This window comes from Neobacillus sp. MER 74, assembly GCF_023714155.1.
In genome coordinates, this window is the sequence record NZ_JAMAUV010000008.1 from 71536 (window position 1) to 96137 (window position 24602).

Sequence of the window (24602 nt, forward strand, 5' to 3'; positions counted from 1 at the left end):
AGTATTCTTTCATGACTAGGACAAATAATATATAGTGAAATAACTAGTCAGAATCTAAAGAATTTGTTTACAAATAGTTTTTCAGTGTGATTAATGATATAATAATTAAATATGTTTTTTAGAGGTTATTGAAATTATTTATAGTGTACAATAGCTCTCTGTTTTCTTGTTAGCAAATACAGACAGATGTCATATACTGTTCTACAGATAGACGTTGTTGGAGGTTCTTCTATGACTATTTACCATTTTGTCGGTATAAAGGGGTCTGGAATGAGTGCACTCGCACAAGTTCTACATGATATGAAATTTCAGGTGCAAGGCTCCGATGTCGAAAAGCGCTTTTTTACACAACTGGCCCTTGAGCAATCAGGGATTACGATTCTTCCTTTCCAAAAGGAAAATATCAAGCCAGGAATGACGATAATTGCAGGGAATGCTTTTCCGGATACACATGAGGAAATACAGGAAGCGATGAAACTTGGGCTTCCTATTGTGCGTTACCATCGCTTTTTGGGTGACTTTATGCAAAACTTTACAAGTGTGGCAGTTACTGGTGCGCACGGAAAGACGTCTACAACAGGCCTGCTTGCCCATGTGATGGAAGGAGCTAAGCCAACATCATTTTTAATTGGTGATGGGACTGGTAAAGGAAAAGAAGGCTCAGAATATTTTGTATTTGAAGCTTGTGAATACAGAAGGCACTTCTTGTCTTACTTCCCTGACTATGCAATTATGACGAATATAGATTTTGATCATCCTGATTATTTTGCAAATATTGATGATGTCTTTTCAGCGTTTCAAGAGATGGCCATCCAAGTGAAAAAAGGAATATTTGCTTATGGTGATGATGAACAGCTTCAGAAAATTCAGGCAAAGGTTCCCGTTTTGTTTTATGGTTTTGGCGATGAAAATGATTATCAAGCAAAAAATCTTGTGAAGACAACTACTGGAACGACGTTTGATGTCTTCATTCGTAATACATTCTATGACACATTCACTATTCCAACTTTCGGCGATCATAGTGTATTAAACGCACTTGCCGTTATCGGTTTGTGTCATTATGAAGAAATTAGTGTAGAAATAGTCAAGAACGAATTAATTACCTTTCAAGGTGTAAAGAGAAGATTTTCAGAAAAAAGAATCGGTTCACAAATATTAATCGATGATTATGCCCATCATCCGACTGAAATTAAAGCAACAATTGATGCGGCAAAGCAAAAATATCCCGACCGTAAAATTGTGGCTGTATTTCAACCACATACTTTTTCGCGAACTCAAGCGTTTCTTGAAGACTTTGCCAAAAGTTTAAGAGAAGCAGATAAAGCCTATTTATGTGAGATTTTTGGGTCTGCTCGTGAAAATCATGGGAAACTAACCATCAAGGACCTTCAAGCAAGAATCGAAGGATCTGAAGTCATTACGGAAGAGCATACTTCGGTTTTAAATGACTATGACAATAGCGTCATTATTTTTATGGGTGCTGGTGACATTCAAAAGTTCCAGGAATCCTACGAAAAACAGTCAGCTAAATAATAAAGAAAGGATGCCAGCAAGTTGTTGGCATCCTTTCTTTTATTTTGGCTGTGTTAAACTTGTCTGTTGATTTGCGTTCCAGGCACTTCGCTTTCCGCGGGCGTGCCGGGGAGCCTCCTCGTCGCTTTGCTCCTGCGGGGTCTCCCCTGCCCCGTACTCCCGCAGGAGTCTTCGTGCCTTCCTCTCCAATCAACAGAGTGCCAAAATAAATATTAACCTTTAACACAACCTTTATTTTAAGTTTTCCGGATTTAATACCTCTAACTCTGGAAGAACAAATAGGCCATCTTTTCGTATTAAGACATCGTCAAAATAGATTTCTCCTCCGCCATACTCCGGCCGCTGAATGTTAACCATATCCCAGTGGATATTGGAATGGTTGCCATTAAAGGCATCATCATAACATTGCCCAGGTGTAAAATGGAAGCTGCCAGCGATTTTTTCATCGAACAAGATATCTTGCATTGGATTAAGAATGAACGGATTAACGCCAATAGCAAATTCACCAATATAACGTGCACCTTCATCGGTATCGAAGATTTTATTAATCCGACTAGAATCATTGGATTCCGCTTCAACAATCTTCCCTTCTTTGAAGGTTAACTTCACATTTTCAAACGTAAACCCTTGGTATGGTGAAGGAGTGTTATACGTAATTACGCCATTGACTGAGTCGCGAACAGGAGCCGTATAAACCTCACCGTCAGGAATATTTAATCGTCCAGCACATTTTATGGCTGGTATATCCTTAATGGAAAAGCTAAGGTCAGTTCCTGGACCTGTGATTCGAACTTTGTCTGTTCGGTCCATTAGCTCTTTCAGACTATCCATTGCTTTATCCATTTTACCGTAATCAAGGTTACAAACATCAAAATAAAAGTCTTCAAATGCCTCTGTACTCATCTTAGCTAATTGAGCCATGGAAGAAGTTGGGTAGCGAAGAACAACCCATTTTGTCTTTGGAACACGAATGTCGCGATGAACTTTTTTACCAATCGTATTTCCGTGGATTTTCATTTTATCATCTGGGACATCGGATTGTTCACTGATGTTATCCCCGGAACGAAGGCCTATGTATGCATCCATTTTACTCATTACATTTGCTTCGAATTCGGCCATCATGTTATATTGCTCTTCTTGAGCTCCAAATAAGAGTGAGCGGTCTACCTGATGGTCCTTTAACAGCACAAAAGGGTATCCCCCCGCTAAGTAGGCTTCCTTTACGAGGGCGGTCACAAGCTCACGCTGCAGCCCGAAGTTCTCAATTAAAACCTTTTCTCCTTTTTGGAGCTGGACCGAATAATTAATTAAGTTTTTTGCTAGTTTTTCAATACGAGGATCTTTCATACTTTACGCCTCCAACAAAAAATAATGTTCTTACTCACATATTGTAACCGAATAAGCCTTAAAGTTGATAAATAAAACTATTGTAGCCCATACTTGTTGAAATTTTTTAAAGAAACGGCAGGAAAAGAGGACAAAAATATGGAAGTAGTATAAGATAATTAGCGAGGTTTATATCTTTTCATGATGGGATATACATATTGATAGGATTAAGGCGGAGGTGCACGATGCAAATAATTTTATACTTAAGCGTAGCCTTGATAGCAATCGCGTTTTTTGTGCTTGTCATCTTTTTATCGACAACGCTCAAATCATTTCAAGTTACACTTACAAGCGTTTCAAAAACTTTAGCTGGATTGGAAAAACAGTTGGATGGTGTAACAGCTGAGACAACCGTACTTTTACAAAAAACAAACGCATTAGCAGATGATCTCAAAGAGAAAACGGAAAGCTTAACAAGCGTTGTAGATGCGGTAAAAGATGTGGGCACAACAGTCAATAAATTCAATGGAACACTTAAAAATATTACAAAAACAGTGGATATCCAAGTTGAGGAAAGCAAAGAAAAAATTTCGCAAATTGTGCAATGGAGTAATGTCATTCTAGAATTAAAGGATAAATGGCAGGCAAGAAAGCAACAAAAAAGTGAGATAAGCGTAAATGAAGGTAAGAAGGTTAGATCCCATTAAGAACTAGAGGAGGAATTTGAAGATGTCAAATAGGGAATTTGATTCAAGAGAGACGAATCAAACTCGAAATGAGGAGTCATCCAATAGTTTTTTGCTTGGTGCAATTATTGGAGGAGTAGTTGGTGCTGCTGTTGCTCTCTTTCTGGCTCCCAAATCGGGAAAAGATCTGCGGAATACGTTTAGTAACCAAGCTGGGTCCATCATCGATAAGACATCGACAATGAAAGAAAATGTAATGAGCAAAAGTAATGAATTAGTCTCTAAGAGTTCCTCGCTGTCCCAAGGAATCGTCCTGCAATCTACAGGACTATTGGATAAGGTTAAAGGGAAAATAACCAACCAAGGCGAACGAGAGGACGAAACAGAATCAACCTATATTCCCATTCAGCCCTTGAAAGAAAAGAGCAAAGCAAAGAAATCCATCGAAATTGGACACTTAGATAGTACTGAAATAAGAAAAAAACTCGAGGAAGCGGAAAGGGCATTAGAAGAGGAAGAAAATAAGGTTAAGCTTTAAAAACATGGATGAATTGAATCAGTTTATTTGTGATAGAAACGGTGGAGTGATAAAATTACTTCACCGTTTATTTCATTTTTGGAGGAATGTACATATGTTAGAGAAAATTGATTCCATTGAACAATTTGATGAAGTATTGAAAAAGGAGAGTAAGTTCTTTCTCTTAAAGCACAGTTTAACATGTCCTATTAGCCATGCAGCATACAAGGAATATGAAAAGTTTGCAAATGAAAATCAGTCTGTACCTACTTATTTCCTTGCTGTTCAGGATTCTCGTCCATTGTCTAATGAGGTGGCTGAAAAATTCCAAATTAAACATGAATCACCGCAAACGATCCTATTTTCAAATGGGGAGCCATTATGGAATGCTTCCCACTGGAAAATTACAAACCGCTCCCTAACAGGTGCTATTGCTGAAAATCAATAAATTCATTAAAGTTTGTGGTAAATAAAGGGCAGATTTCGTTCTAATATTATACACAATGCTTTAGTGCTTAAAAGCGTTTAACCATTAAAGAAAAAATTAGTGACAAATAAAAACATATCCGATATAATAAGCCTAATTATAAAGATGAATATATTTGAATGTACACGTTAAGCTTTTCACAAAAGAACATATATGCATTCAGAACTTTTTAACAGAAAGATCTGTTTAGCAAAAGAAAAGGCGGGGACGAAGGATGGGCAAAAAAATCGAATTAGAACAATTGAGGGCACGGGTCGATGAGCTAAACTTAGAATTGTTAAGATTAATTAATGAAAGGGCACAGCTGGTTCAGGATATTGGCCGAGTGAAAGAAAACCAAGGTGTGTACCGTTATGATCCAGTCCGTGAAAGAAAGATGCTTGATATTATTAAAGAACATAATGATGGTCCTTTTGAAAATTCAACAATTGATCATATTTTTAAAGAGATTTTTAAAGCAGGTCTTGACCTCCAACAGGATGACCATAGTAAGGCATTGCTTGTTTCTAGAAAAAAACAGCCTGAAGATACCATTGTAACATTAAAAGGTGAAAAGATTGGCGATGGCAAGCCACACTTCGTATTTGGTCCGTGTGCAGTCGAATCATATGAACAAGTGGCAACAGTAGCGAAATCGATGCAAGAAAAAGGCTTAAAGCTTCTTCGTGGTGGAGCTTATAAGCCAAGGACATCTCCATACGATTTCCAAGGGTTGGGGGTAGAAGGCTTAAAAATCCTAAAACGGGTTGCTAAGGAATTTGATATGGCTGTAATCAGTGAAATTGTCAGCCCTGCCGATATTGAAATGGCGATTGATTATATTGATGTCATCCAAATTGGGGCACGTAATATGCAGAACTTTGAATTGTTAAAAGCAGCGGGTTCTGTAAATAAACCTGTATTGTTAAAAAGAGGGATTGCGGCGACAATCGAAGAATTTATTAATGCGGCCGAGTACATTGCCTCACAGGGGAATAGCCAAATCATTCTTTGTGAACGAGGCATAAGGACTTATGAGCGCGCCACAAGAAACACTCTTGATATTTCAGCGGTACCAATTTTAAAACAAGAAACACATTTACCTGTCATGGTTGACGTAACTCATTCTACTGGCAGAAGAGACCTTTTATTACCGTGTGCGAAAGCCGCTATTGCAATTGGTGCAGATGGTGTGATGGCTGAGGTACATCCAGACCCGGCCGTGGCGCTTTCCGATCAAAAGCAGCAAATGGATCTTAATCAGTTTGATAAATTCTATAACGAACTTCTCGCATCCAACTATGTTCGGGTTTAATTGTAAGAAATAGTAATAAAAACCTTCTGCATCTTCATTGCAGGAGGTTTTTTTGATATTATTTAGTATTTTTGCAAAAAATGTTGACAAATGCAATTGCGGCTTTTCCCTTCTTATCGTATGATTAAATACATATTAAAGATTGTTTACGTTCTCACAAACAAAAACAAAAAACAAATGATTAAGTTTATACAACCTGTTGTAAAATAATGAAAACAATGATCGTTTTAGGAGAGTGTGTATTAGGTGAATATAACAATTTATGATGTCGCAAGAGAAGCAAATGTTTCGATGGCTACGGTTTCCCGTGTAGTAAACGGAAATCCGAACGTTAAACCAGTAACACGGAAAAAAGTGTTAGAAGTGATTGAAAGACTAGGCTATCGTCCGAATGCTGTAGCAAGGGGATTGGCTAGTAAAAAAACAACCACTGTCGGGGTAATTATTCCCGATATCTCAAATATCTTTTTTGCAGAATTAGCTCGTGGGATCGAAGATATTGCCACAATGTATAAGTACAACATTATTTTAAGCAATTCAGATCAAAACAAAGACAAGGAATTACATTTGCTTAATACAATGCTTGGCAAACAAGTGGACGGGCTAGTATTCATGGGTGGCAATATCACAGCAGACCATGTCGAAGAATTTGAAAAATCACCTGTACCAATTGTGCTTGCGGGTTCAATTGAAGAATCCAACACAATACCTTCCGTAAATATTGATTATGAGGAAGCGGTATATGACTCCATCAAGGAATTTATTGAAAAAGGTCATAAGAATATTGCTTTTGTCGTGGGTCCACTTCATGAACCTAAGAATACAATCAAGAAACTTAGAGGGTACCAAAGGGCATTACAAGAAGCCGGCATTGCTTATAATGAGGAGCTTATCGTTGAAGGTGATTATACCTACGACTCTGGGATTGAAGCAATCGAAAGACTACTGGAAATCTCAGCTAGACCTACGGCGATCTTGGTTGGATCTGATGAAATGGCACTTGGCGTTGTGCATGGTGCAGAGGACAAAGGTTATAAAATTCCTGAGGATTTTGAGGTTATCACATCTGATAATACAAGGCTGTCACTGATGGTGCGTCCGCAATTAACAACCATCGTTCAGCCGTTATATGATATTGGAGCAGTTGCGATGCGACTTTTAACCAAATTGATGAACAAAGAAAAGGTATCAGATCAAATTGTAGTTCTTCCACACCGGATTGAACACCGTCGTTCAACAAAATAATTGTAAAGATGGGTTGACCAAACTTGGTCAACCCATCTTTTTATATCGACTCACTTTTTTGTTGGCTTCTAATTGGGTAAAGAGCTTTTTCGAGTGTTAATAAATTCTTTTCGGTAATCTCTGCTTTTCTCGGGATGGGGGTATATAAATTTTCTGGGTCATCCCATTCCTTTGGTAATGCCACTGGAGATTCTTTTTGCCAAGTATCTATCCATTCTTGAGGTAAACGGCCATAACAGTTTGAGTTTTCAGTCATCTCATGCCAAATTATAGCCCAGGCTCTTGGAACGACACGCCAAATATCATAGCCACCGCCTCCAACAGCAATCCATTTTCCGTTACAATATTGATGGGCGATTTCATGGGCTAGTCTAGGTATTTCCCGATAGGTTTTCATGGTTGAAGATAGATGTGTTAATGGGTCCAAATAGTGAGAATCTGCACCGTTTTGGGTAAGAATCACATCGGGTCTAAAAAAATCAGCTACTTCTCTAAGGGCATGTGTATAGGCGTAAAGCCAAGATTCATCTTCGGTAAAAGCATCAACGGGTATGTTAAATGAATAACCATAGCCCATCCCTTGACCGCGTTCATTTACATTGCCAGTGCCAGGGAATAAATATCTTCCTGTCTCATGGATGGACAGTGTGCATACCTTGGGATCATCGTAGAAGGACCATTGAACCCCATCTCCATGATGAGCGTCAGTATCCACGTATAAAACACGAGCATTATATTTTTCCTGTAAATATTTGATGGCGACCGAACTGTCATTATACACGCAAAACCCAGACGCTTTTCCCCTGAATCCATGATGCAGCCCTCCGCCTAAATGGAGAGCATGCAGAGCCTTTCCAGTCATAACTTGATCGACGGCTGTTAATGTCCCTCCAACAAGTAAAGCGCTCGCTTCATGCATGTTAGGGAATATAGGGGTATCTTCTGTACCAAGTCCATAGTTTTCGGCTATTCCTGGAGATAATAGACCATTGCCTGCTTTTTTTACTGCTTCTATGTAATTTATGTCGTGAATTAAGGCTAGCTCTTCATCAGAGGCTATTCTTGGCGGGATGACATTTTCTGAATGAAGCGCATTCATCTTTTCCAATAAGTCCACTGTTAATTTAAGCCGGAATTGGTCAAAAGGATGTTGATTACTGAATTTGTATTTCAGAAGCTCATCTGAAAATACGAAGGAACACTTATCACTCATAGTGAAATCCCCGGCAGATTAGGCCAAAGTACGTGAAAACCAGCCTGTTTAAGATCTTGAATTAATAAAGTGGGATTCATTGTCTGTACTCTAATCACAAGTATTTTAAACTGATCATCCAACTTATCAGGGTAGACGAGGACACTCAGAATATTTGCATTCCGTTGCTTAATCACAGTGGTTATTTCACTAAGTTTACCGGCAAGATTAGGAACCTTGATTTCAATTTGAGAACCTGGCTGATGGGCACCCGTTAATTCCACCATTGTCCAAAGTAAATCGGTTTCAGTCACGATTCCGACTAATTCCCCATTATTGATGATAGGAAGACAACTGATTTTATGTTCATAAAAAACGCCAGCTACTTCCTCTACAAAATCTAAGGGATGACCGGTAATAACATTTCGTTCCATAATTGAGTTAAGTGGTTTTTTTATATCTTCTGGATGCTCATTGGCATGGAAAATAGATGGAGTTGCTTCATGGATTTTTGCCACTGTTACAAGGCCCACTAAATGTTTTTCATGGTTGATAATAGGGATATGGCGTATTTTTCTTGATTCCATTAATTGAATGGCGTCTGCAATGGTATCTGTCGGAAGGAGTGTGGCGACATCTGTTTTCATAATTTGTTCTATTATCATTTGAACATCCTCCTTTTCATAAGCATTTAACATTGAGTTAGTACATAAACCGGTTCATAAATCTGAGGCGGTCAAATTTTTGGATGGTTTCTTGATCGATCCTTTTCCCCATCCGTGCCATGAGACAGTTGGCAGGGTGCGAGCAAATTTCAGGATCATCGGTTGCATACCATTCAAGACCACCTGCATTCATCATTTTCTCCATAATTTTCCGGTACTCCCACACATTCAATTTGGTACTTTTTAAATCCCAGTGCCAATAATACTCTGTCGTGATAATGAGGTAATCTTCCATCGCATCATCCATCATGCCGACGATAAGAAGATTTTTACCCACAGAACAGCCCCTATATTTTGGAATGACTTCGATTGCGCCTAGTTCAATTAAATTTTCAATTTTGCCATCTGACCATCGTTCAAGCGGATCAGGGTATAGGAAGGTCACATAGCCGACAATAGTATTTTGATGTCTGGCAATAATAATTCTGCCTTCTGGAAGGTTTGCTATTCCAATTAAGGCCTGATGCTGCTGCGGGGGCTGGCGGAATGCAATGAGGTCTTCATGGAAATCAAATCCTGCCAGTTTATCTGCATTAATGGGTCCTTCAATAATTATAGAACCATGGGGTGTTTTTAATTGTTTGGCATTGTATGTCTTTTTGTGTTCCATACGATCACCTACCTTGGGAAAATCCATCAATATTAATTCTATTATACATAAAATCTATCAATGATAAGTAACTTCACAAAATTTTCTGTAAGATAAAAATAATATTTTTCTAGGCATTTAGTAAGTAAAAATAAAAAATGTATATAATTTACTTTTTAAAAAATTGCGAATAGTATATATTTGTACTATAGTAATTTTAAAATAAGTTCAAAGGGGGAGATTGAATGAAAGTGGAAGCGTTACCAGTCGTACAAGGGGATCATAATCTAGTAAATTATCAAGAAAAGTATAGGGATTTTGATTGGAAAGAAACGGAAGGGGAATTTACATGGAGTGAAACAGGTCTTGTCAACATGGCTTATGAGGCCATCGACCGTCACGCGAAAACCTTCCGGAAAAATAAAGTAGCCCTATATTATCGAGATGGTTCAAGAAATGAAAAGTATACTTTTAAGGAAATGAAAGAACTATCAAACAAAGCGGGCAATGTGTTAAAAACATTCGGGGATGTTGATAAAGGCGACCGTGTTTTTATTTTTATGCCGCGCTCTCCTGAACTTTATTTTACGGTATTAGGTGCCATCAAACTTGGGGCAATTGTTGGTCCATTATTTGAAGCTTTTATGGAAGGGGCTGTCAGGGACCGCTTGCAAGATAGTGAGGCGAAGGTTTTAGTTACCACCCCTGAACTGTTGGAACGTGTACCTGTTCAAGAGCTGCCAGCTCTTAAGTCTATTTTCCTTATTGGTGGGAATGTAGATGAACAAGGACCATACATTGACTTTCTGAAAAAATTTGAATCTGCAAGTAAAGATCTTCAAATTGAATGGGTAGACAGAACCGATGGTCTCATCCTGCATTATACATCCGGGTCTACTGGGAAACCAAAGGGCGTACTGCATGTACATAATGCCATGATTCAGCATTATCAAACAGCAAAATGGGTGCTCGATTTAAAAGAAGACGACGTATACTGGTGTACAGCTGACCCAGGCTGGGTAACAGGGACAACATACGGAATCTTTGGACCATGGCTTACAGGAACATCAAATGTGATTGTAGGAGGGCGGTTTAGTCCAGAAGCTTGGTATCAAATGATTGAAGACTTTGGAGTAACGGTCTGGTACAGTGCACCAACGGCGTTCCGGATGTTAATGGGTGCAGGTGATGAGTTGGTGAAGAAATTCAACTTAAGCAGCCTCCGCCACGTCCTGAGTGTTGGAGAGCCTTTAAACCCAGAGGTAGTTAAATGGGGAGTAAAAGTATTCAATAAGCGCATTCATGATAACTGGTGGATGACAGAAACTGGTGCGCAGCTGATTAGTAATTATCCTTGTATGGAAATTAAGCCTGGTTCCATGGGGAAACCAATTCCAGGTGTGGAAGCAGCGATTGTTGATAATCAAGGAAACGAACTGCCTCCATACCGGATGGGGAACCTTGCGATTAAAAAGGGCTGGCCTTCTATGATGCATACAATTTGGAATAACCCTGAGAAATATGAATCTTACTTTATGCCAGGTGATTGGTATGTTTCAGGCGATTCAGCTTATATGGACGAGGATGGCTATTTCTGGTTCCAAGGACGTGTGGATGATGTCATTATGACTTCAGGGGAGCGTGTTGGACCGTTTGAAGTAGAAAGCAAGCTTGTTGAGCATCCTGCTGTTGCAGAAGCTGGTGTCATCGGTAAACCAGACCCAGTTCGCGGGGAAATCATTAAGGCGTTTATAGCACTACGGGACGGCTACTCAGCTACAGACGAACTAAAAGAAGATATCCGTCAGTTTGTCAAAAAAGGACTAGCCGCTCACGCTGCTCCACGTGAAATTGACTTCCGTGATAAACTGCCAAAAACAAGAAGCGGTAAGATCATGAGACGGGTTCTAAAGGCATGGGAACTAAACCTTCCAACTGGTGACCTTTCTACGATGGAAGATTAAAAACCAGCTGAACAATAGGAAAATAATAAAACGCACCGACACATTGCAGTCGGTGCGTTTTAATTATTTACGGCGTTGGTGGATTAGTCGGATTAGTCGGTTGATTCGGCTGAGCTGGAACGTTTGGGTCATTCGGTACAACGGGGTTCGTTGGTTCCGTTGGTATAATCACTCCTGCATCGACTAAATTCGATGGAGCAGACTCCCTGCCGGCAATATCAACTGCCGTTACATAGAAAGATCCGGTCCCCACTTTAAATGACCGCTTAGAGCCATTGACTACACTTCCTACTTTTTTAGCACTTGCCCCACCTTGATAGATGCGGTAACCAACAACATCCTTATCCCCTGAGGCTGACCATGATATGGTATTTCCTTTTGCGTTTACGCTAACACTAGCAGGAGTTTTTCCGTTATCGTACATTCTTGCGGTTGAAACAAGAATTTTTCCCCAACGATCCTTCTGTGGAATCAGTTGACTATAATTGTGGAAGTTACTTCCAACAATCCGCTTAATAAAATCAGGATTTAAGACGAGACCAAATTGGGAAAACTCTTTTGGTGTAGAGTCTAAGGCTAAATATTTTTTGTCACCTACAGTGACATAGTTTGCTTCAATTAAGCTATCGTCTACTTTTGTAGGTACATTATTGACATTAAAGTAATCACTTTCGATTAAACCTGCTTTTGAACAAGCTTCAGAAGGAAGCATTCCTGAAACAGCACAATAGGAGCGTTTCACGATTCCTTTTGGCATTTTAAATGACTTGTCTGGATCAATTAAATCTGGCCTAATTTTATAGGCAGCGTTCATTAACTTTGCCCATAAGTTATTGGTCCGTGCACTATAAGACATTCCAGATGTCTGAAGCGATTTTGGTGTATCATATCCTCTCCAAAGACCAAAGGTGACATTAGGGTTTGAAGCAACAAACCAGGAGTCAATATATTGATTTCCTGTTCCTGTTTTCCCTGCCCAGTCGCTGTTAAAGTTTAATTGGCTTCTAACACCTGCTGCCGTTCCCATTTTAACAACGTCTCGCATCATATCGAGGGTTAAATAAGCTGTTTGCGGTTTAAAGACTTTAACGGGTGTTACCTGATGCTGATAAATAACCTTGCCATTTTTATCAACAATTTTATCAATCATATAAGCATCAATAAATTTACCATTGTTAGCGAAGGTGCTGAATGCATTGGTATTTTCTTCAATTGTTACCCCATTTGTCATCGAGCCAATTGAGGTGGCTAGATTTGTATAATCGTCTTTTCGTAAAGAGGTAAATCCCATTTTTTCAAGATACTTGGCAGGACGCTGCTCTACTATACTCTTGTATAGTTTAACAGCAGGAACGTTATAAGATTTCGCCAGAGCATATCGTGCTGAAACCAATCCGCTATAGCGATAGTCATAGTTTTGCGGCCATGGATCACTTCTGCCGGGCGCTAAAGCTAATGCTACGTTAGGCAGCGGTGTGCCTGGAGCTGCTTTTCCTAACTCAATCGCAGGTGCATACACTAGAAGCGGTTTCATTGTGGAGCCGTTTTGTCTAATGGCATTGGTTGCGTGATTAAGCTGTTGATCATCATAATTCCTTCCAGCCACAAAACTGATAATTTTTCCAGTTTTGTTTTCAATCAGCTCTGCTCCCACCTCAGCAGGTTCCATAACCGTTTTGACCTCTCCAGTTTCTGGATCCTTTTTTTCTTGAGGTTTATCAGGTCCGTAATATTGATAATTATCCTTTACCTTCTGCATAGCATCATAGATTTTTTTGTCAATCGTCGAATGAATCTTGTATCCATTTTGACGCAGAGCATTTCTAGCTAAAATTTGATATTTATAAGCGAGATTATCATCGTTCTTTAACTCTTTTTCTGAAATCCCATCATTTTTTGCTAAGACGGTAGTTAAAACTTCAGTGGAACGCTTTTCAATTTCGACTGTTAGCCAAGGATATTTTTCGAGTGGATTTGCGACAGGTTTGATAAAATCCTTCTTAATATCATAGGCAGAGGCCTCTGTATACTGCTTTTGGGTGATATAGCCACCATCAAACATTCTTTTTAGGACCGTTTTCATCCTTGTAAGACCTGGTTCAAGATATTTTGGTTCTTTTATCGTCCCTTCTCTTGTGAAAGGCGTATATCCGAATGGGCTTTGAGGCAATCCTGCAATGAAGGCTGCTTGTGGTAGTGTTAAATCACTTGCCTTTTTACCAAAGATTCCTTTTGCCGCTGCTTGGACACCAGCAATATTTCGTCCTGACGAGTTTCTTCCTAACGTAGACACGTTTAGATAAGCTTCCAAAATTTCCTTTTTATCAAAAAATTTCTCTAAACGAAGTGCAAGTAATATTTCACTCGCTTTTCTTTGAAATGAAACTTCATTGGTTAAAATTTGATTTTTAATTAATTGCTGTGTTAAGGTACTACCGCCGGATTGTACCGCGGAGTTTGTCACTTCTTGGAAGACTGCCCGAAATACGGCTTTTGGTACGACACCTTTATGTTTGTAGAAGTATTCGTCTTCAGTCGCAACAACTGCGTTCACCAAATAATCGGATACATCTTCTAGCTTTACTTCTTCTCGTTCTAAATCTGTACGGAGTTTTCCAAGATATTTATTATCAGCAAAATATAACTCAGATGTTTCCGTGTAGTTATAAATGTCCTTTTTCATGCTGTCATAGGATCGGACAGGTTCATCTTTAACAAGTGAGGCAAAATAACCAGCACCGACACCTGTTGCAAATGATCCACCCAGAATTACTACTGTTAGTACAAGGAGAAACAGATTCCAAACGACTTGATATGTGATTCTTGCACTTTTAACCGTTTTTCTATGGGTAAATATGTTCAGTACGGATTTTGATTTTTCGAGCCATGCTTGTAATTTTTCAACCATCTATAGTATCACCTCATCTAAAATCACATACATTATAGCATATCAAAGGTATAAAAACTGACAAAGTTCTACATTATCTGAAATTTCCAGTTGTGTTTGACAAGTAACTATAATTATGGTAAAAAAAGCTATACATTAATTTAATAAAAAGCTATGAAGGGAACCAACTGTAGTTCTTCTATCCCTGTTTGTAGAGAGTCAGCGGTGGTGCAAGCTGATACATATAGAAGAATGAATTACGTCCTTGAGCTTTCTCTGTGAAGATTGATTGACAGTAGTGGAGAACGGTCTAAACCGTTAATTTTATGAGTTGGAGGAATGTTCCTATTCCTCAAGCTGGGTGGTACCGCGTAAATTTACGTCCCTGCATTTTGCAGGGGCGTTTTTATTTTTTTACATTATTGGAGGGAATATTTATGGATTTATTACAAGATTTGACTTGGAGAGGGATTATTTACCAGCAAACGGATGAAGAGGGGTTAAAGGATACCTTAAGTAAGGAGCCAATTTCTTTGTATTGCGGTGTCGACCCAACCGCAGATAGTATGCACATCGGCCATTTACTGCCGTTTTTAACATTAAGAAGATTTCAACAGCATGGACACCGTCCGATTGTCTTAGTTGGCGGAGCAACAGGATTAATTGGTGACCCAAGTGGAAAAAGCGAAGAACGAAAGCTGCAAACTCTTGAAACAGTTCAAGATAACGTAGCGGGAATTAAGAAGCAGCTTGAATCTATTTTCGAATTTGCAGGCGAAAATGGGGCTATTATGGTTAATAACTATGATTGGGCAGGCTCTATGGATGTCGTTACATTCTTGCGTGATATTGGTAAACATATCGGCGTGAATTATATGCTTGCAAAAGACACTATTGCCAATCGCCTTGAGACAGGAATTTCATTCACTGAATTCACATACACCATTTTACAAGCGATGGATTTCCTTCATTTGTATGAGAACCATAACTGTAAATTGCAAATCGGAGGAAGTGACCAGTGGGGGAATATCACTACAGGGTTGGAATTAATCCGTAAAGTTCAACCAGAAGGCTCGAAGGCATATGGGTTAACGATTCCGCTTGTGACCAAAGCAGACGGTACTAAGTTTGGGAAAACGGAAAGCGGTGCGATTTGGTTAGATCCTGAAAAAACAACGCCATACGAGTTCTACCAGTTCTGGATTAATACCGCAGATGCCGATGTTGTTAAATACTTAAAGATTTTCACATTCCTTTCGCACGAGGAAATTGAACAATTAGAAAGTGCTGTTCAGGAAGAGCCTCATCTTCGTAAGGCCCAAAAGGTATTAGCAGAAGAAATGACTCGTTTGATCCACGGAGAAGATTCCTTACAGCAGGCTATCAAAATTTCTCAGGCATTATTTAGTGGGGATGTAAGCAGTCTTTCAGCGACGGAAATTGCGCAGGGTTTTAAAGATGTACCAGCATATACTTCACAAAATGAGGAGAATTTGGTCGACCTTTTAGTTGCAGCGAAAATTTCTCCATCCAAGCGTCAAGCACGGGAAGACATTTCAAATGGTGCCGTCACAGTTAATGGCGAAAAAATCACAGATACCGCTTATGTATTAGCAGAAACCGATCGGATCGAAGGACAATTTACAATTGTTAGAAGAGGTAAGAAGAAGTACACATTAATCAAATACTAATAGGAGAAGGGCTTTGGGTTCAAAGCCCTTTTTTTGGGCTGGAACAGAATCCTTGCAAAAAACCAAACAGGCACAACCAGCTATATTCACTAGTTGTGCCTGTTCCCATATGACAGCTTAGGCAGCCTGTTCTTCGATGTGTTCTTTAACTTCATGACCTTCCCATTTAGTGATAACTATAGCAGCTAGTGAGTTACCAACAATGTTTACACATGTACGGGCCATGTCCAGCAGCCTGTCTACGCCTAAAATAAACGCCAAGCCCTCGACAGGAACACCAACACTTCCTAAGGTGGAAAGCAGGACGACAATTGAAACACCGGGGACACCCGCAATCCCTTTCGAGGTAATCATTAAAATAAGGACCAATGTAATCTGATGTCCAATGCTCATATGAATACCATACATTTGTGCGATGAACAGTGCTGCAATTGCCTGATACAAGGTTGAACCATCGAGATTAAAGGAATAGCCAGTCGGAATCACGAATGAAGTAATCCCTTTCGGACAGCCGATTCGCTCCATTTTTTCCATGATTTTCGGAAGGACGGTTTCCGAACTTGCGGTGGAATACCCTAAAATTAATTCGTCTTTTAAGTAAGCTAATAGCTTAAAAATATTATAGCCGGCTATTTTTGCGACAATGCCAAGGACCACAATAATAAAGAATATCATTGCTCCATAAACGGTCATTACCAATTTTCCGAGCGGTATTAATGATTCCAACCCAAATTTCGAAACTGTAACCCCAATTAAGGCAAACACCCCAAATGGAGCAATCTTCATAATCTGATTGGTTACATAGAACATCGCATCAGCAGTACCCCTAAAAAACGCGATAATCGGCTTACCTTTTTCACCAATTGCCGCAACGCCAAGTCCAAACATTACAGAGAAGAAAATAATAGCCAGCATGTCCCCATTTGCGAACGCCTGCACCACATTAGTCGGTACGATGTTCACGAGTGTATCAATTTTGGAGTGTGATTCCGTCGCTTTTTCAGTCGTTACATAGGAGCTGATGTCTGATTTAACGAGTTGTGAACGGTCCACGCCTGTACCTGGATGGAAAACATTGGCGATTAATAACCCAACAACGATTGCGATCGTTGTAATAATTTCAAAATAAAGGAGTGTTTTTCCCCCGAGCTTCCCTAACGATTTCATATCTCCCGTACCAGCCACACCGACAACAAGGCATGAAATAACAATCGGCACGACAATCATTTTAATTAATCGCAAAAAGATGTTTCCAATAGGCTGTAAGAATTCCTCAATATGTGGATTTCCGAAAAAAATGGCACCCACAATAATCCCAAGAATTAAACCAATAAAAATTTGCCATGCTAAACTAATTTTTTTCATTCACTTCTCTCCCATCGTAAGTTTTTTGATAGTATTAGAGTAGGGTATATTCTGTAAACGTTTCCAACGTTAACATCATACTTGTAGTACTACGATAAACTACAAAAACCTACAAATTGGATAAAAATATTTTTACAATTTATAATATTTTTTTTACGATAGAAAGGGAGTAATTGTATTCGCGATAAATTATTAGCGTATTTATTTATGATTATTGCTGTGCCCATTACTGGAGAATTAAAGTTTTACCCCCTAAGCGGAGCTGATTTAAGATTCAGCATGAGTACAACTGTATTCTTCTTCATTTTGTTATGGTCTCGAAAAATCCATCCTGTGTTAGCCGGCTTTTTAACGGGAAGTGCAGTTGTTTGTTTTCGGATTATGCTGGACAAGGTACAGGTTGGCTCATTCGATTTCCCTATCCATTTTCCCGTGTTTTTTTATTACATGGTCTTCGGCATGTTTTTTCATATTTTCAAGGTAAAGAAATTGTATCATCGGCCGCTTCTTATTGGACTGCTTGGCATGGTGCTCGAAATCCTGGGGAATGTTACCGAAATGACCATTCGTCATTTTACAACCGATATGAAAATGACAACCTCGGGCTTCTTGATTATTATAGGGGTAGCAATCATCCGCAGCTTCTTTGTCCTCGGTTTTTTCAATACTATCTTAGTGCGGGAAACTAGGTTGGCTGAAGAGCAGCAAAAAAAGAGGGCCGAAGAGGTTTTACTATTAGTCTCAAATTTGTACGTAGAAATGTTTCAATTGGAAAAATCCGCGAAAGATGCGGAGAATTTAACCAGTGCCTGCTATGCAATTTATCGTGATTTAAAAGCTCTAAACAATCAGAATCAAGCACAAGCGATGTTGAAAATCGCCGGAGAATTACACGAGATTAAAAAAGATAATCAACGTATATATGCCGGTTTGTCCAAATTAATGACCAAAGAAAAATTGGATGATTTTATGAACATTCAGGAAATCATTTCTGTTGCAACTATCTCGAATAAAAATTATAGTGAGTTGCTTGGGAAAACGATTGATTTCCAAGTAAGAATTTCCGGTGACCATCCGGAGTACCGCACTTTTATCCTCCTTTCCCTAATCAATAATCTTGTCGCCAATGCTGTGGAAGCCATCGATCAGGAGGGGCAGATTGTGGTAACGTCTGAAAAGGTTCAAGACCTAGTCAAAATAACTATAAAGGATAATGGAAACGGGATTTCAAATAAGAACAAAGTGTATATTTTTGAACCTGGCTTTACGACGAAATTTGACCAGGCAGGAATCGCTTCTAATGGAATTGGTTTATCCTACACAAAAAATGTCATTGAAGATCTTGAGGGTAAAATTAAGTTGATTGAGTCTTCAAAAGAAAAAGGAACCACCTTTGAAGTTCAGCTTCCGGTTGTGAATTTAATGAAAAAGGGGTGAAATACAGTGAAATTTTTTATTGTCGATGATACCCCAACTATCAGAGGGATGTTATCCAATATTATTGAAGAAGAGGGATTGGGTACGGTTGTGGGGGAGGCAGCTGACGGGTCTGAAGTAGATGCACATACCCTCGATATACAGGAAGTTGATATATTAATGATTGACCTTCTCATGCCCATTAGGGACGGGATTGAGACAGTCAGAGAAATTGCTCCCTCCTTTCGGGGAAAAATCATCATGATCTCCCAAGTCGAAACGAAGGATATGATTAGTGAAGCGTATTCCCTAGGTGTCGAGCATTATATCACCAAGCCGATAAACCGACTTGAGGTGGTAAGTGTCATTAAGAAAGTGAGTGACTATCTTTTACTGGAAAAATCACTTCATAACATTCAAAAGTCATTAAGCTTTTTAACTACGCATAATACAAAAAAACGGCAGATTGAGAACGAACTCCCAAGTAAACAACCCATGTTTCCGTCCTCTGCCAAAAGCATCTTGCTTGAACTTGGAATTGTTGGCAAAAACGGTGAAAAGGATTTGTTGGATCTTCTAGAAATTTTACATCAAATGGACATGGAGGGAAGTCGGGAGCTCCCGCCTATGAAGGATCTTTATGAGCGAGCGGCCAAAAAGCGGCTTGGTTCGTCCGTCTCTCCGGAGGAAATTAGAAAAGAAGCCAAGGCTGTGGAACAACGGATCCGCCGAATCCTCCAACAGGTGCTCGAGCATCTTGCTTCACTAGGATTAACCGATTATGCCAACCCAACATTTGAGTACTACTCATCCAAATTGTTCGACTACACCCAAGTAAGAATGAAGATGCTCGAACTGGAAGGAAAAAACCACACAGCAACTACCCGAATCGATATCAAAAAATTCCTCTATGCTTTATTAATGGAGACAAAAGGCAGACTATCACATAGGTAGATTCTCTCATTTCGAATACTCTACTAAGCGAAGTAAAAATAAAAAACCCTAGAAGCGTTATATAACGCTTCTAGGGTTTTTGTGATTGCTGTTTAATAAGCAAATCAATTAACGTGAGTAGAATTCAACGATAAGAGCTTCGTTAATTTCAGCAGGTAATTCAGAACGCTCAGGTAAGCGAGTGAAAGTACCTTCTAATTTGTCAGCATCAAAAGTTAAGAAGTCAGGAACGAAGTTGTTTACTTCGATTGCTTCTTTGATCACATCAAGGTTACGTGATTTTTCACGAACACTGATTGTTTGACCAGGAGTTACGCGGAATGATGGGATATCAACGCGTGAACCATTAACTAAGATGTGGCCGTGGTTAACTAATTGACGTGCACCACGACGAGTACGTGCTAAACCTAAACGGTATACAACGTTGTCAAGACGTGATTCAAGAAGAACCATGAAGTTTTCACCGTGGATACCAGCTAATTTGCCAGCTTTATCAAAAAGATTACGGAATTGACGCTCAGTTACGCCATACATATGACGAAGCTTTTGCTTCTCTTGTAATTGTAATCCGTATTCAGAAAGCTTTTTGCGTTGGTTTGGACCATGTTGTCCAGGAGCGTAAGGACGCTTTTCTAATTCTTTACCTGTGCCGCTTAGAGAGATTCCAAGACGACGGGAAATTTTCCAGCTAGAGCCAGTATAACGAGCCATGAATGACTCCTCCTTCGTGTTTTTATTTTGGTAAAATAAAAACCGTTATGAGACTCTTTGACAGCCATTTTATTTTCATGCACCTTCGCCCTTGCAGCTAAGGGTTACGAGATACACCATCATTTAAATATGAGGAATAAAATGAGACTATTCAAAGTGAACACAATAGGCTGCAATATTTTACACAAAAAGTATTATATAATTTTTATTCCTCTAAAGTCAAGAATATTTTTAAAGAATAAGTACAAACGAATTTTGTAAGAAACATTATTTTAATAAAAGTTAATAATTTATACAAATTAATATCGCCAAAATGTCTGAACATTAACTATAATTAAGAGACTATGTATATATCTGGAATTAGATCGGGTGAAACCTAAATGGATATTCTCGAGTGTGATTTACAGTGGCAAATAAAAAGATACAAACAATTAATAGAGATTACAGAAACACTACATTCATCTTTAGATGTAGAGAACCTTTTAGGTGAATTATGTGTTATTTTGAAAGAATTATATCCTGACTCCTCCTTTTCCCTATTACTTTCACAGGATACATATAGTCATAATGAACTTCCGATTATTGAACTTGAATATGATAGTGAAAATATTGCAGCTATTAAAGCATATGGATCAGGAGAACTTCAATTTGAGTATTCTGCAACTGGTGACCATGCGATTATTTATGCACCCCTCAAAGGAAAACAAGTAACCTATGGTGTCTTACAGGTAGTGTCAGCAGCCGCGGATGAATTCGATGAGTTTGAGGTGGAATTTATTTGTTTACTTGCGAGTGCGGCGGGTTGTTCCTTGGAAAATGCCTATCTTTATCAACAATCAAGGCAGGAAATCGCCAATTTGCAATTCATCAACGAAACTTCGCATTGCTTAAATTCTAACTTGCGATTAGTTGATACAATGTCATATATGTCAGAAAAAATCATTTCATCCATTGATGCACAAGAAGTTGGATTTTTCTTATTCACTAACGAACATGCTAAGGTAAAAATACTCCCAGGTTCAACTCCTTACTTTTACACACCACAAGCCAAATTTTATATTGATTATTTAAAGGGAAAAATTGAAAGAGAAAAAAATCCTTTATTTATTGGAGATTTCAACCTCCAAAACATAAAAAATACACCAAGATTTCATTCGATTCTTGCAGTACCAATGATTCATAGCGAAAAATTAAAAGGTTTTTCCATTGTAATGCATCAAAAGCCCTATTTCTTTTCTTTTGATACATTTAAACTCCTTCAGTCTCTTATTCATCATTCATCGCTTGCACTAACCAATTCCATGCTCAGAGAAGAGTTGGAGCATATGATTATTACCGATCATCTAACAAAGCTCTATTCACGTAAATTTTTAGATGAGAGGATTCAGGGGTCAATGAAAGAGTCCGGAGAAGGTACTTTTATCCTGCTCGATATTGACAATTTTAAAGAAATAAATGATACATATGGCCATCAGGTGGGAGATCAAGTTCTAGTACAGGTTGCAAAATTGATAAAAAACAATATTCGTGGAGAAGATATCGGTGCCCGCTGGGGTGGGGAAGAGTTGGCTCTTTATCTTCCGGGAGTTCGATTAGACAAAGGAGCGGCTGTAGCTGAAAGATTAGTAAAAAAAATTGCTGAATCCTCTGTGCCGCATATTACGGTGTCTTGTGGTGTTTCTTATTGGAATAAGGAGCAGGATGATGCCTACAGTTACCTATTTAAAAGGGCAGATGAAGCACTGTATATTGCAAAGGGGACAGGAAAGAACAAGGTTGTCATTCAAAAGCAAAGTATTAGAGTTTGTTAGGAGAGGGCACTCATATGAAGAGTGCCCTAACGATATTTATCAAACTGACATATTATAAATCAACAAAATGCAAACGTTTTCAAACGGGAGGAATCAAAAATGGAGAAAAAGAAATCACGGTTTGAAACGGAAGTTATTCATTCAGGCTACAAGGCGGATGAACATCAAGACAGTTTAGTTCCCCCTTTATATCAAACATCCACCTTCACTTTTGCAAACGCCGAACAAGGGGAAAGAAGGTTTGCTGGTCAGGAAGAGGGATTTATTTATTCGCGCTTGGGAAATCCAACCGTGAAAATATTGGAAGACAGGATCGCCGTTCTTGAACAAGGTGAAGCGGGCTTAGCGTTTTCGTCTGGAATGGCAGCCGTCAGTGCCGTGTTAGTGGCCTTAACAAAGACGGGGGATCATATTCTTTGTTCACAAGGAGTATATGGTTGTACCTTTGGTTTGTTAGAGCTATTAAAAGAGAAATATGGTATAGACCACCACTTTTCTTTAATGAACTCAGCGGATTTATTAGAACAAGAACTCCGTCCAAACACCGCATGTATCTATATTGAAACGCCGATAAATCCTACAATGAAGTTGGTAGATTTGGAATTAGTGGCGAGGGTGGCCAATGAAAAAGGGATTCCTGTTGTGGTGGATAACACTTTTTGTTCCCCCTATATTCAAACTCCTCTTACACTTGGGTGCGATGTTGTCATTCATAGTGCAACCAAATATATCTGCGGACATGGAGATGTCATTGCGGGGCTTGTCGTTGGAAAGAAGGAGTTTATTAGACAAGTATCAAAGACGACCCAAAAAGACATTGGTGGGATTATCTCACCTTTTGATGCTTGGCTTTTATTAAGAGGGATGAAAACACTGCCACTGCGCATGGACCGCCACTGTGAAAATGCCAGGAAATTGTTTCGATTTTTGAAAGACCATCCGAAAATCGAAACAGTTTATTTTCCTGGCGATCCAGAGCATCAAGATTTTTCAATTGCAAAAAATCAAATGAAACAACCAGGCGGGCTTATTTCTTTTACAATCAAGGGAACAAAGGAAACAGCACAACAGTTGATGAATCAACTCCAATTAATAAAAATTGCTGTTAGTCTCGGTGATGCTGAGTCATTAATCCAACATCCTGCGACGATGACCCATGCAGTTGTACCAGAGGAAGAACGAAAAAAAATGGGCTTTGATGATACCTTGCTGCGGCTATCTGTTGGCCTAGAAGCATGGGAGGATCTTCAAGAAGACCTCGAACAAGCGCTGGATAAGATATAATAGAAAGAGCATAAAAGTAAATAAGCGGAGAATTTCCTGTTAAATGCATAACGAAGCTGGTTTCGGGGTATATAAGGGAAGTTTTTCCGCTTATGCAAGGCAAAAATCTCTCATTTTCACGTTTTTCGAGTCAATAGGCGGAATCTCTCCGCCTATTTTGGTTATTTTTAATGATAATTTCTAAATAAGCGGAATTTTTCCGGTTATTTATTAGCTCGAGTGCTTAACCTGAAAGAAACCTTGATGAATAAAGAAAAAGACGTATGCCCATTCATACATCAATTCTTTTGTCTTTTAATAATAAAGCACCCGAAAACGCATCCCATTAGGAAACTTCCTCTGTGCTCTCTCTATATATGTTCAACCAGAATAGCGACAAACTCTTCTAGTTTTTGTTGATCTAACTCATCAAAGCGATTCTTTTCTGGGGAATCAATATCAAGAACACCAAGTAGCTCTCCATCCTTTATCAACGGAACGACAATTTCTGATTGGGACGCAGCATCACAGGCAATGTGGCCTGGAAACAGATGAACGTCAGCAACTAGAACCGTTTCCTGTTTTAAGGCAGCCGTTCCACAAACCCCTTTACCAACCGGAATTCGGACACACGCAGGAAGACCCTGGAATGGCCCCAGGACAAGCTGTCGGTTTTTATCCATTAAATAAAATCCAACCCAATTAACTCGATCAAGAAATTGATTCAGCAGGGCACTTGCATTGCTAAGATTGGCGATTTGATTGTCCTCATCATGAATGAGAGCATGCAACTGTTTTATGACAAGATTATAATTTTCTTCGCGGCTCCCTGAATACATTTCGACGTTAAACATGAAATTTCCCCTTTGTTTCAACAATTTAATATAAGTATTTTATCAAATTTACAGGAATATAAGCAGACTTTGTCGATATTTTTATAAAGGAA

Annotated in this window: 21 protein-coding genes and 1 other annotated feature; of the genes, 12 read left to right on the forward strand and 9 right to left on the reverse strand. The window is 39.0% G+C overall.

Annotation, left to right across the window (positions count from 1 at the left end; genetic code table 11):
- The first annotated feature begins 231 nt into the window (after positions 1-231).
- Entirely contained in the window at positions 232-1533 is a 1302-nt protein-coding gene (murC, locus tag M3610_RS15070; RefSeq protein ID WP_098574549.1) for a UDP-N-acetylmuramate--L-alanine ligase, read from the forward strand.
- Here the strand turns inward: murC and M3610_RS15075 are convergent.
- Positions 1526-1759, reverse strand: a complete 234-nt coding sequence (locus tag M3610_RS15075; RefSeq protein ID WP_251460185.1) for a hypothetical protein — start codon at positions 1757-1759, stop codon at positions 1526-1528. The two genes, murC and M3610_RS15075, sit on opposite strands and share 8 nt — an antisense overlap.
- Before the next feature lie 5 nt (positions 1760-1764).
- The gene (locus tag M3610_RS15080) at positions 1765-2880 is read right to left on the reverse strand and encodes an aminopeptidase (RefSeq protein WP_098574548.1); all 1116 of its coding nucleotides are present in this window, start codon (positions 2878-2880) and stop codon (positions 1765-1767) included.
- A 224-nt stretch (positions 2881-3104) separates the two neighbouring features.
- Between M3610_RS15080 and M3610_RS15085 the strand changes: the two genes are divergently transcribed.
- The 5 genes from M3610_RS15085 to ccpA all read left to right on the forward strand — a co-directional run bounded on the left by M3610_RS15085 (position 3105) and on the right by ccpA (position 7088).
- Positions 3105-3566, forward strand: a complete 462-nt coding sequence (locus M3610_RS15085) for a DUF948 domain-containing protein (RefSeq protein ID WP_098574547.1) — start codon at positions 3105-3107, stop codon at positions 3564-3566.
- Between the two features lie 22 nt (positions 3567-3588).
- Positions 3589-4083 (forward strand): YtxH domain-containing protein, encoded by a 495-nt coding sequence (locus tag M3610_RS15090; RefSeq protein ID WP_251460197.1) that lies wholly within the window; start codon positions 3589-3591, stop codon positions 4081-4083.
- Positions 4084-4177: 94 nt separating this feature from the next.
- A complete protein-coding gene (ytxJ, locus tag M3610_RS15095) occupies positions 4178-4510 on the forward strand; it encodes a bacillithiol system redox-active protein YtxJ (RefSeq protein ID WP_098574544.1) in 333 nt (110 codons plus the stop codon).
- A 253-nt stretch (positions 4511-4763) separates the two neighbouring features.
- Positions 4764-5843, forward strand: coding sequence for a bifunctional 3-deoxy-7-phosphoheptulonate synthase/chorismate mutase (locus M3610_RS15100; RefSeq protein ID WP_098574541.1), 1080 nt, complete (start codon positions 4764-4766; stop codon positions 5841-5843).
- Positions 5844-6089: 246 nt separating this feature from the next.
- Complete coding sequence (ccpA, locus tag M3610_RS15105) at positions 6090-7088, forward strand: catabolite control protein A (RefSeq protein ID WP_026563283.1); 999 nt, start codon at positions 6090-6092, stop codon at positions 7086-7088.
- A gap of 40 nt (positions 7089-7128) precedes the next feature.
- Here ccpA and M3610_RS15110 read toward each other — a convergent pair whose 3' ends face one another.
- Genes M3610_RS15110 through M3610_RS15120 form a run of 3 tightly spaced genes read right to left on the reverse strand, consistent with a single transcriptional unit; the run spans position 7129 to position 9615 of the window.
- Positions 7129-8301, reverse strand: coding sequence for an acetoin utilization protein AcuC (locus M3610_RS15110; protein ID WP_098574538.1), 1173 nt, complete (start codon positions 8299-8301; stop codon positions 7129-7131).
- Positions 8298-8945, reverse strand: a complete 648-nt coding sequence (locus M3610_RS15115) for an acetoin utilization AcuB family protein (RefSeq protein WP_098574535.1) — start codon at positions 8943-8945, stop codon at positions 8298-8300. Before M3610_RS15115 ends, M3610_RS15110 begins: the two co-directional genes overlap by 4 nt.
- Positions 8946-8982: 37 nt before the next feature.
- A complete protein-coding gene (locus tag M3610_RS15120; RefSeq protein ID WP_251460199.1) occupies positions 8983-9615 on the reverse strand; it encodes a GNAT family N-acetyltransferase in 633 nt (210 codons plus the stop codon).
- Positions 9616-9839: 224 nt separating this feature from the next.
- On the opposite strand from M3610_RS15120, the gene acsA reads away from it, so the two are divergent.
- A complete protein-coding gene (acsA, locus tag M3610_RS15125; RefSeq protein ID WP_098574530.1) occupies positions 9840-11558 on the forward strand; it encodes an acetate--CoA ligase in 1719 nt (572 codons plus the stop codon).
- Positions 11559-11625: 67 nt separating this feature from the next.
- Here acsA and M3610_RS15130 read toward each other — a convergent pair whose 3' ends face one another.
- Positions 11626-14466 (reverse strand): transglycosylase domain-containing protein, encoded by a 2841-nt coding sequence (locus M3610_RS15130; protein ID WP_251460201.1) that lies wholly within the window; start codon positions 14464-14466, stop codon positions 11626-11628.
- Positions 14467-14610: 144 nt separating this feature from the next.
- Positions 14611-14835 (forward strand) — a binding site (T-box leader).
- 47 nt (positions 14836-14882) lie between these two features.
- On the opposite strand from M3610_RS15130, the gene tyrS reads away from it, so the two are divergent.
- Positions 14883-16136 (forward strand): tyrosine--tRNA ligase, encoded by a 1254-nt coding sequence (gene tyrS / locus M3610_RS15135; protein ID WP_098574526.1) that lies wholly within the window; start codon positions 14883-14885, stop codon positions 16134-16136.
- 117 nt (positions 16137-16253) lie between these two features.
- On the opposite strand, the gene M3610_RS15140 is transcribed toward tyrS, so the two are convergent.
- Positions 16254-17501: a cation:dicarboxylate symporter family transporter gene (locus tag M3610_RS15140; RefSeq protein ID WP_098574524.1), complete on the reverse strand. Its 1248-nt coding sequence runs from the start codon at positions 17499-17501 to the stop codon at positions 16254-16256.
- A gap of 207 nt (positions 17502-17708) precedes the next feature.
- Here M3610_RS15140 and M3610_RS15145 point away from each other — a divergent pair, with 207 nt between their 5' ends.
- Both M3610_RS15145 and M3610_RS15150 read left to right on the forward strand, forming a co-directional pair.
- Positions 17709-18938 carry a sensor histidine kinase gene (locus M3610_RS15145; protein ID WP_251460203.1) on the forward strand — a complete coding sequence of 410 codons (1230 nt, stop codon included), beginning with the start codon at positions 17709-17711 and terminating at the stop codon, positions 18936-18938.
- 6 nt (positions 18939-18944) lie between these two features.
- A complete protein-coding gene (locus M3610_RS15150; RefSeq protein WP_251460204.1) occupies positions 18945-19871 on the forward strand; it encodes a response regulator in 927 nt (308 codons plus the stop codon).
- A 108-nt stretch (positions 19872-19979) separates the two neighbouring features.
- Here M3610_RS15150 and rpsD read toward each other — a convergent pair whose 3' ends face one another.
- A complete protein-coding gene (gene rpsD, locus M3610_RS15155; RefSeq protein WP_026563299.1) occupies positions 19980-20582 on the reverse strand; it encodes a 30S ribosomal protein S4 in 603 nt (200 codons plus the stop codon).
- A gap of 380 nt (positions 20583-20962) precedes the next feature.
- Between rpsD and M3610_RS15160 the strand changes: the two genes are divergently transcribed.
- Both M3610_RS15160 and megL read left to right on the forward strand, forming a co-directional pair.
- A complete protein-coding gene (locus M3610_RS15160; protein WP_251460206.1) occupies positions 20963-22393 on the forward strand; it encodes a sensor domain-containing diguanylate cyclase in 1431 nt (476 codons plus the stop codon).
- 99 nt (positions 22394-22492) lie between these two features.
- Positions 22493-23677 carry a methionine gamma-lyase gene (megL, locus tag M3610_RS15165; protein WP_251460208.1) on the forward strand — a complete coding sequence of 395 codons (1185 nt, stop codon included), beginning with the start codon at positions 22493-22495 and terminating at the stop codon, positions 23675-23677.
- A gap of 350 nt (positions 23678-24027) precedes the next feature.
- On the opposite strand, the gene M3610_RS15170 is transcribed toward megL, so the two are convergent.
- A complete protein-coding gene (locus M3610_RS15170) occupies positions 24028-24510 on the reverse strand; it encodes a GAF domain-containing protein (RefSeq protein ID WP_098574512.1) in 483 nt (160 codons plus the stop codon).
- Positions 24511-24602: the final 92 nt, after the last annotated feature.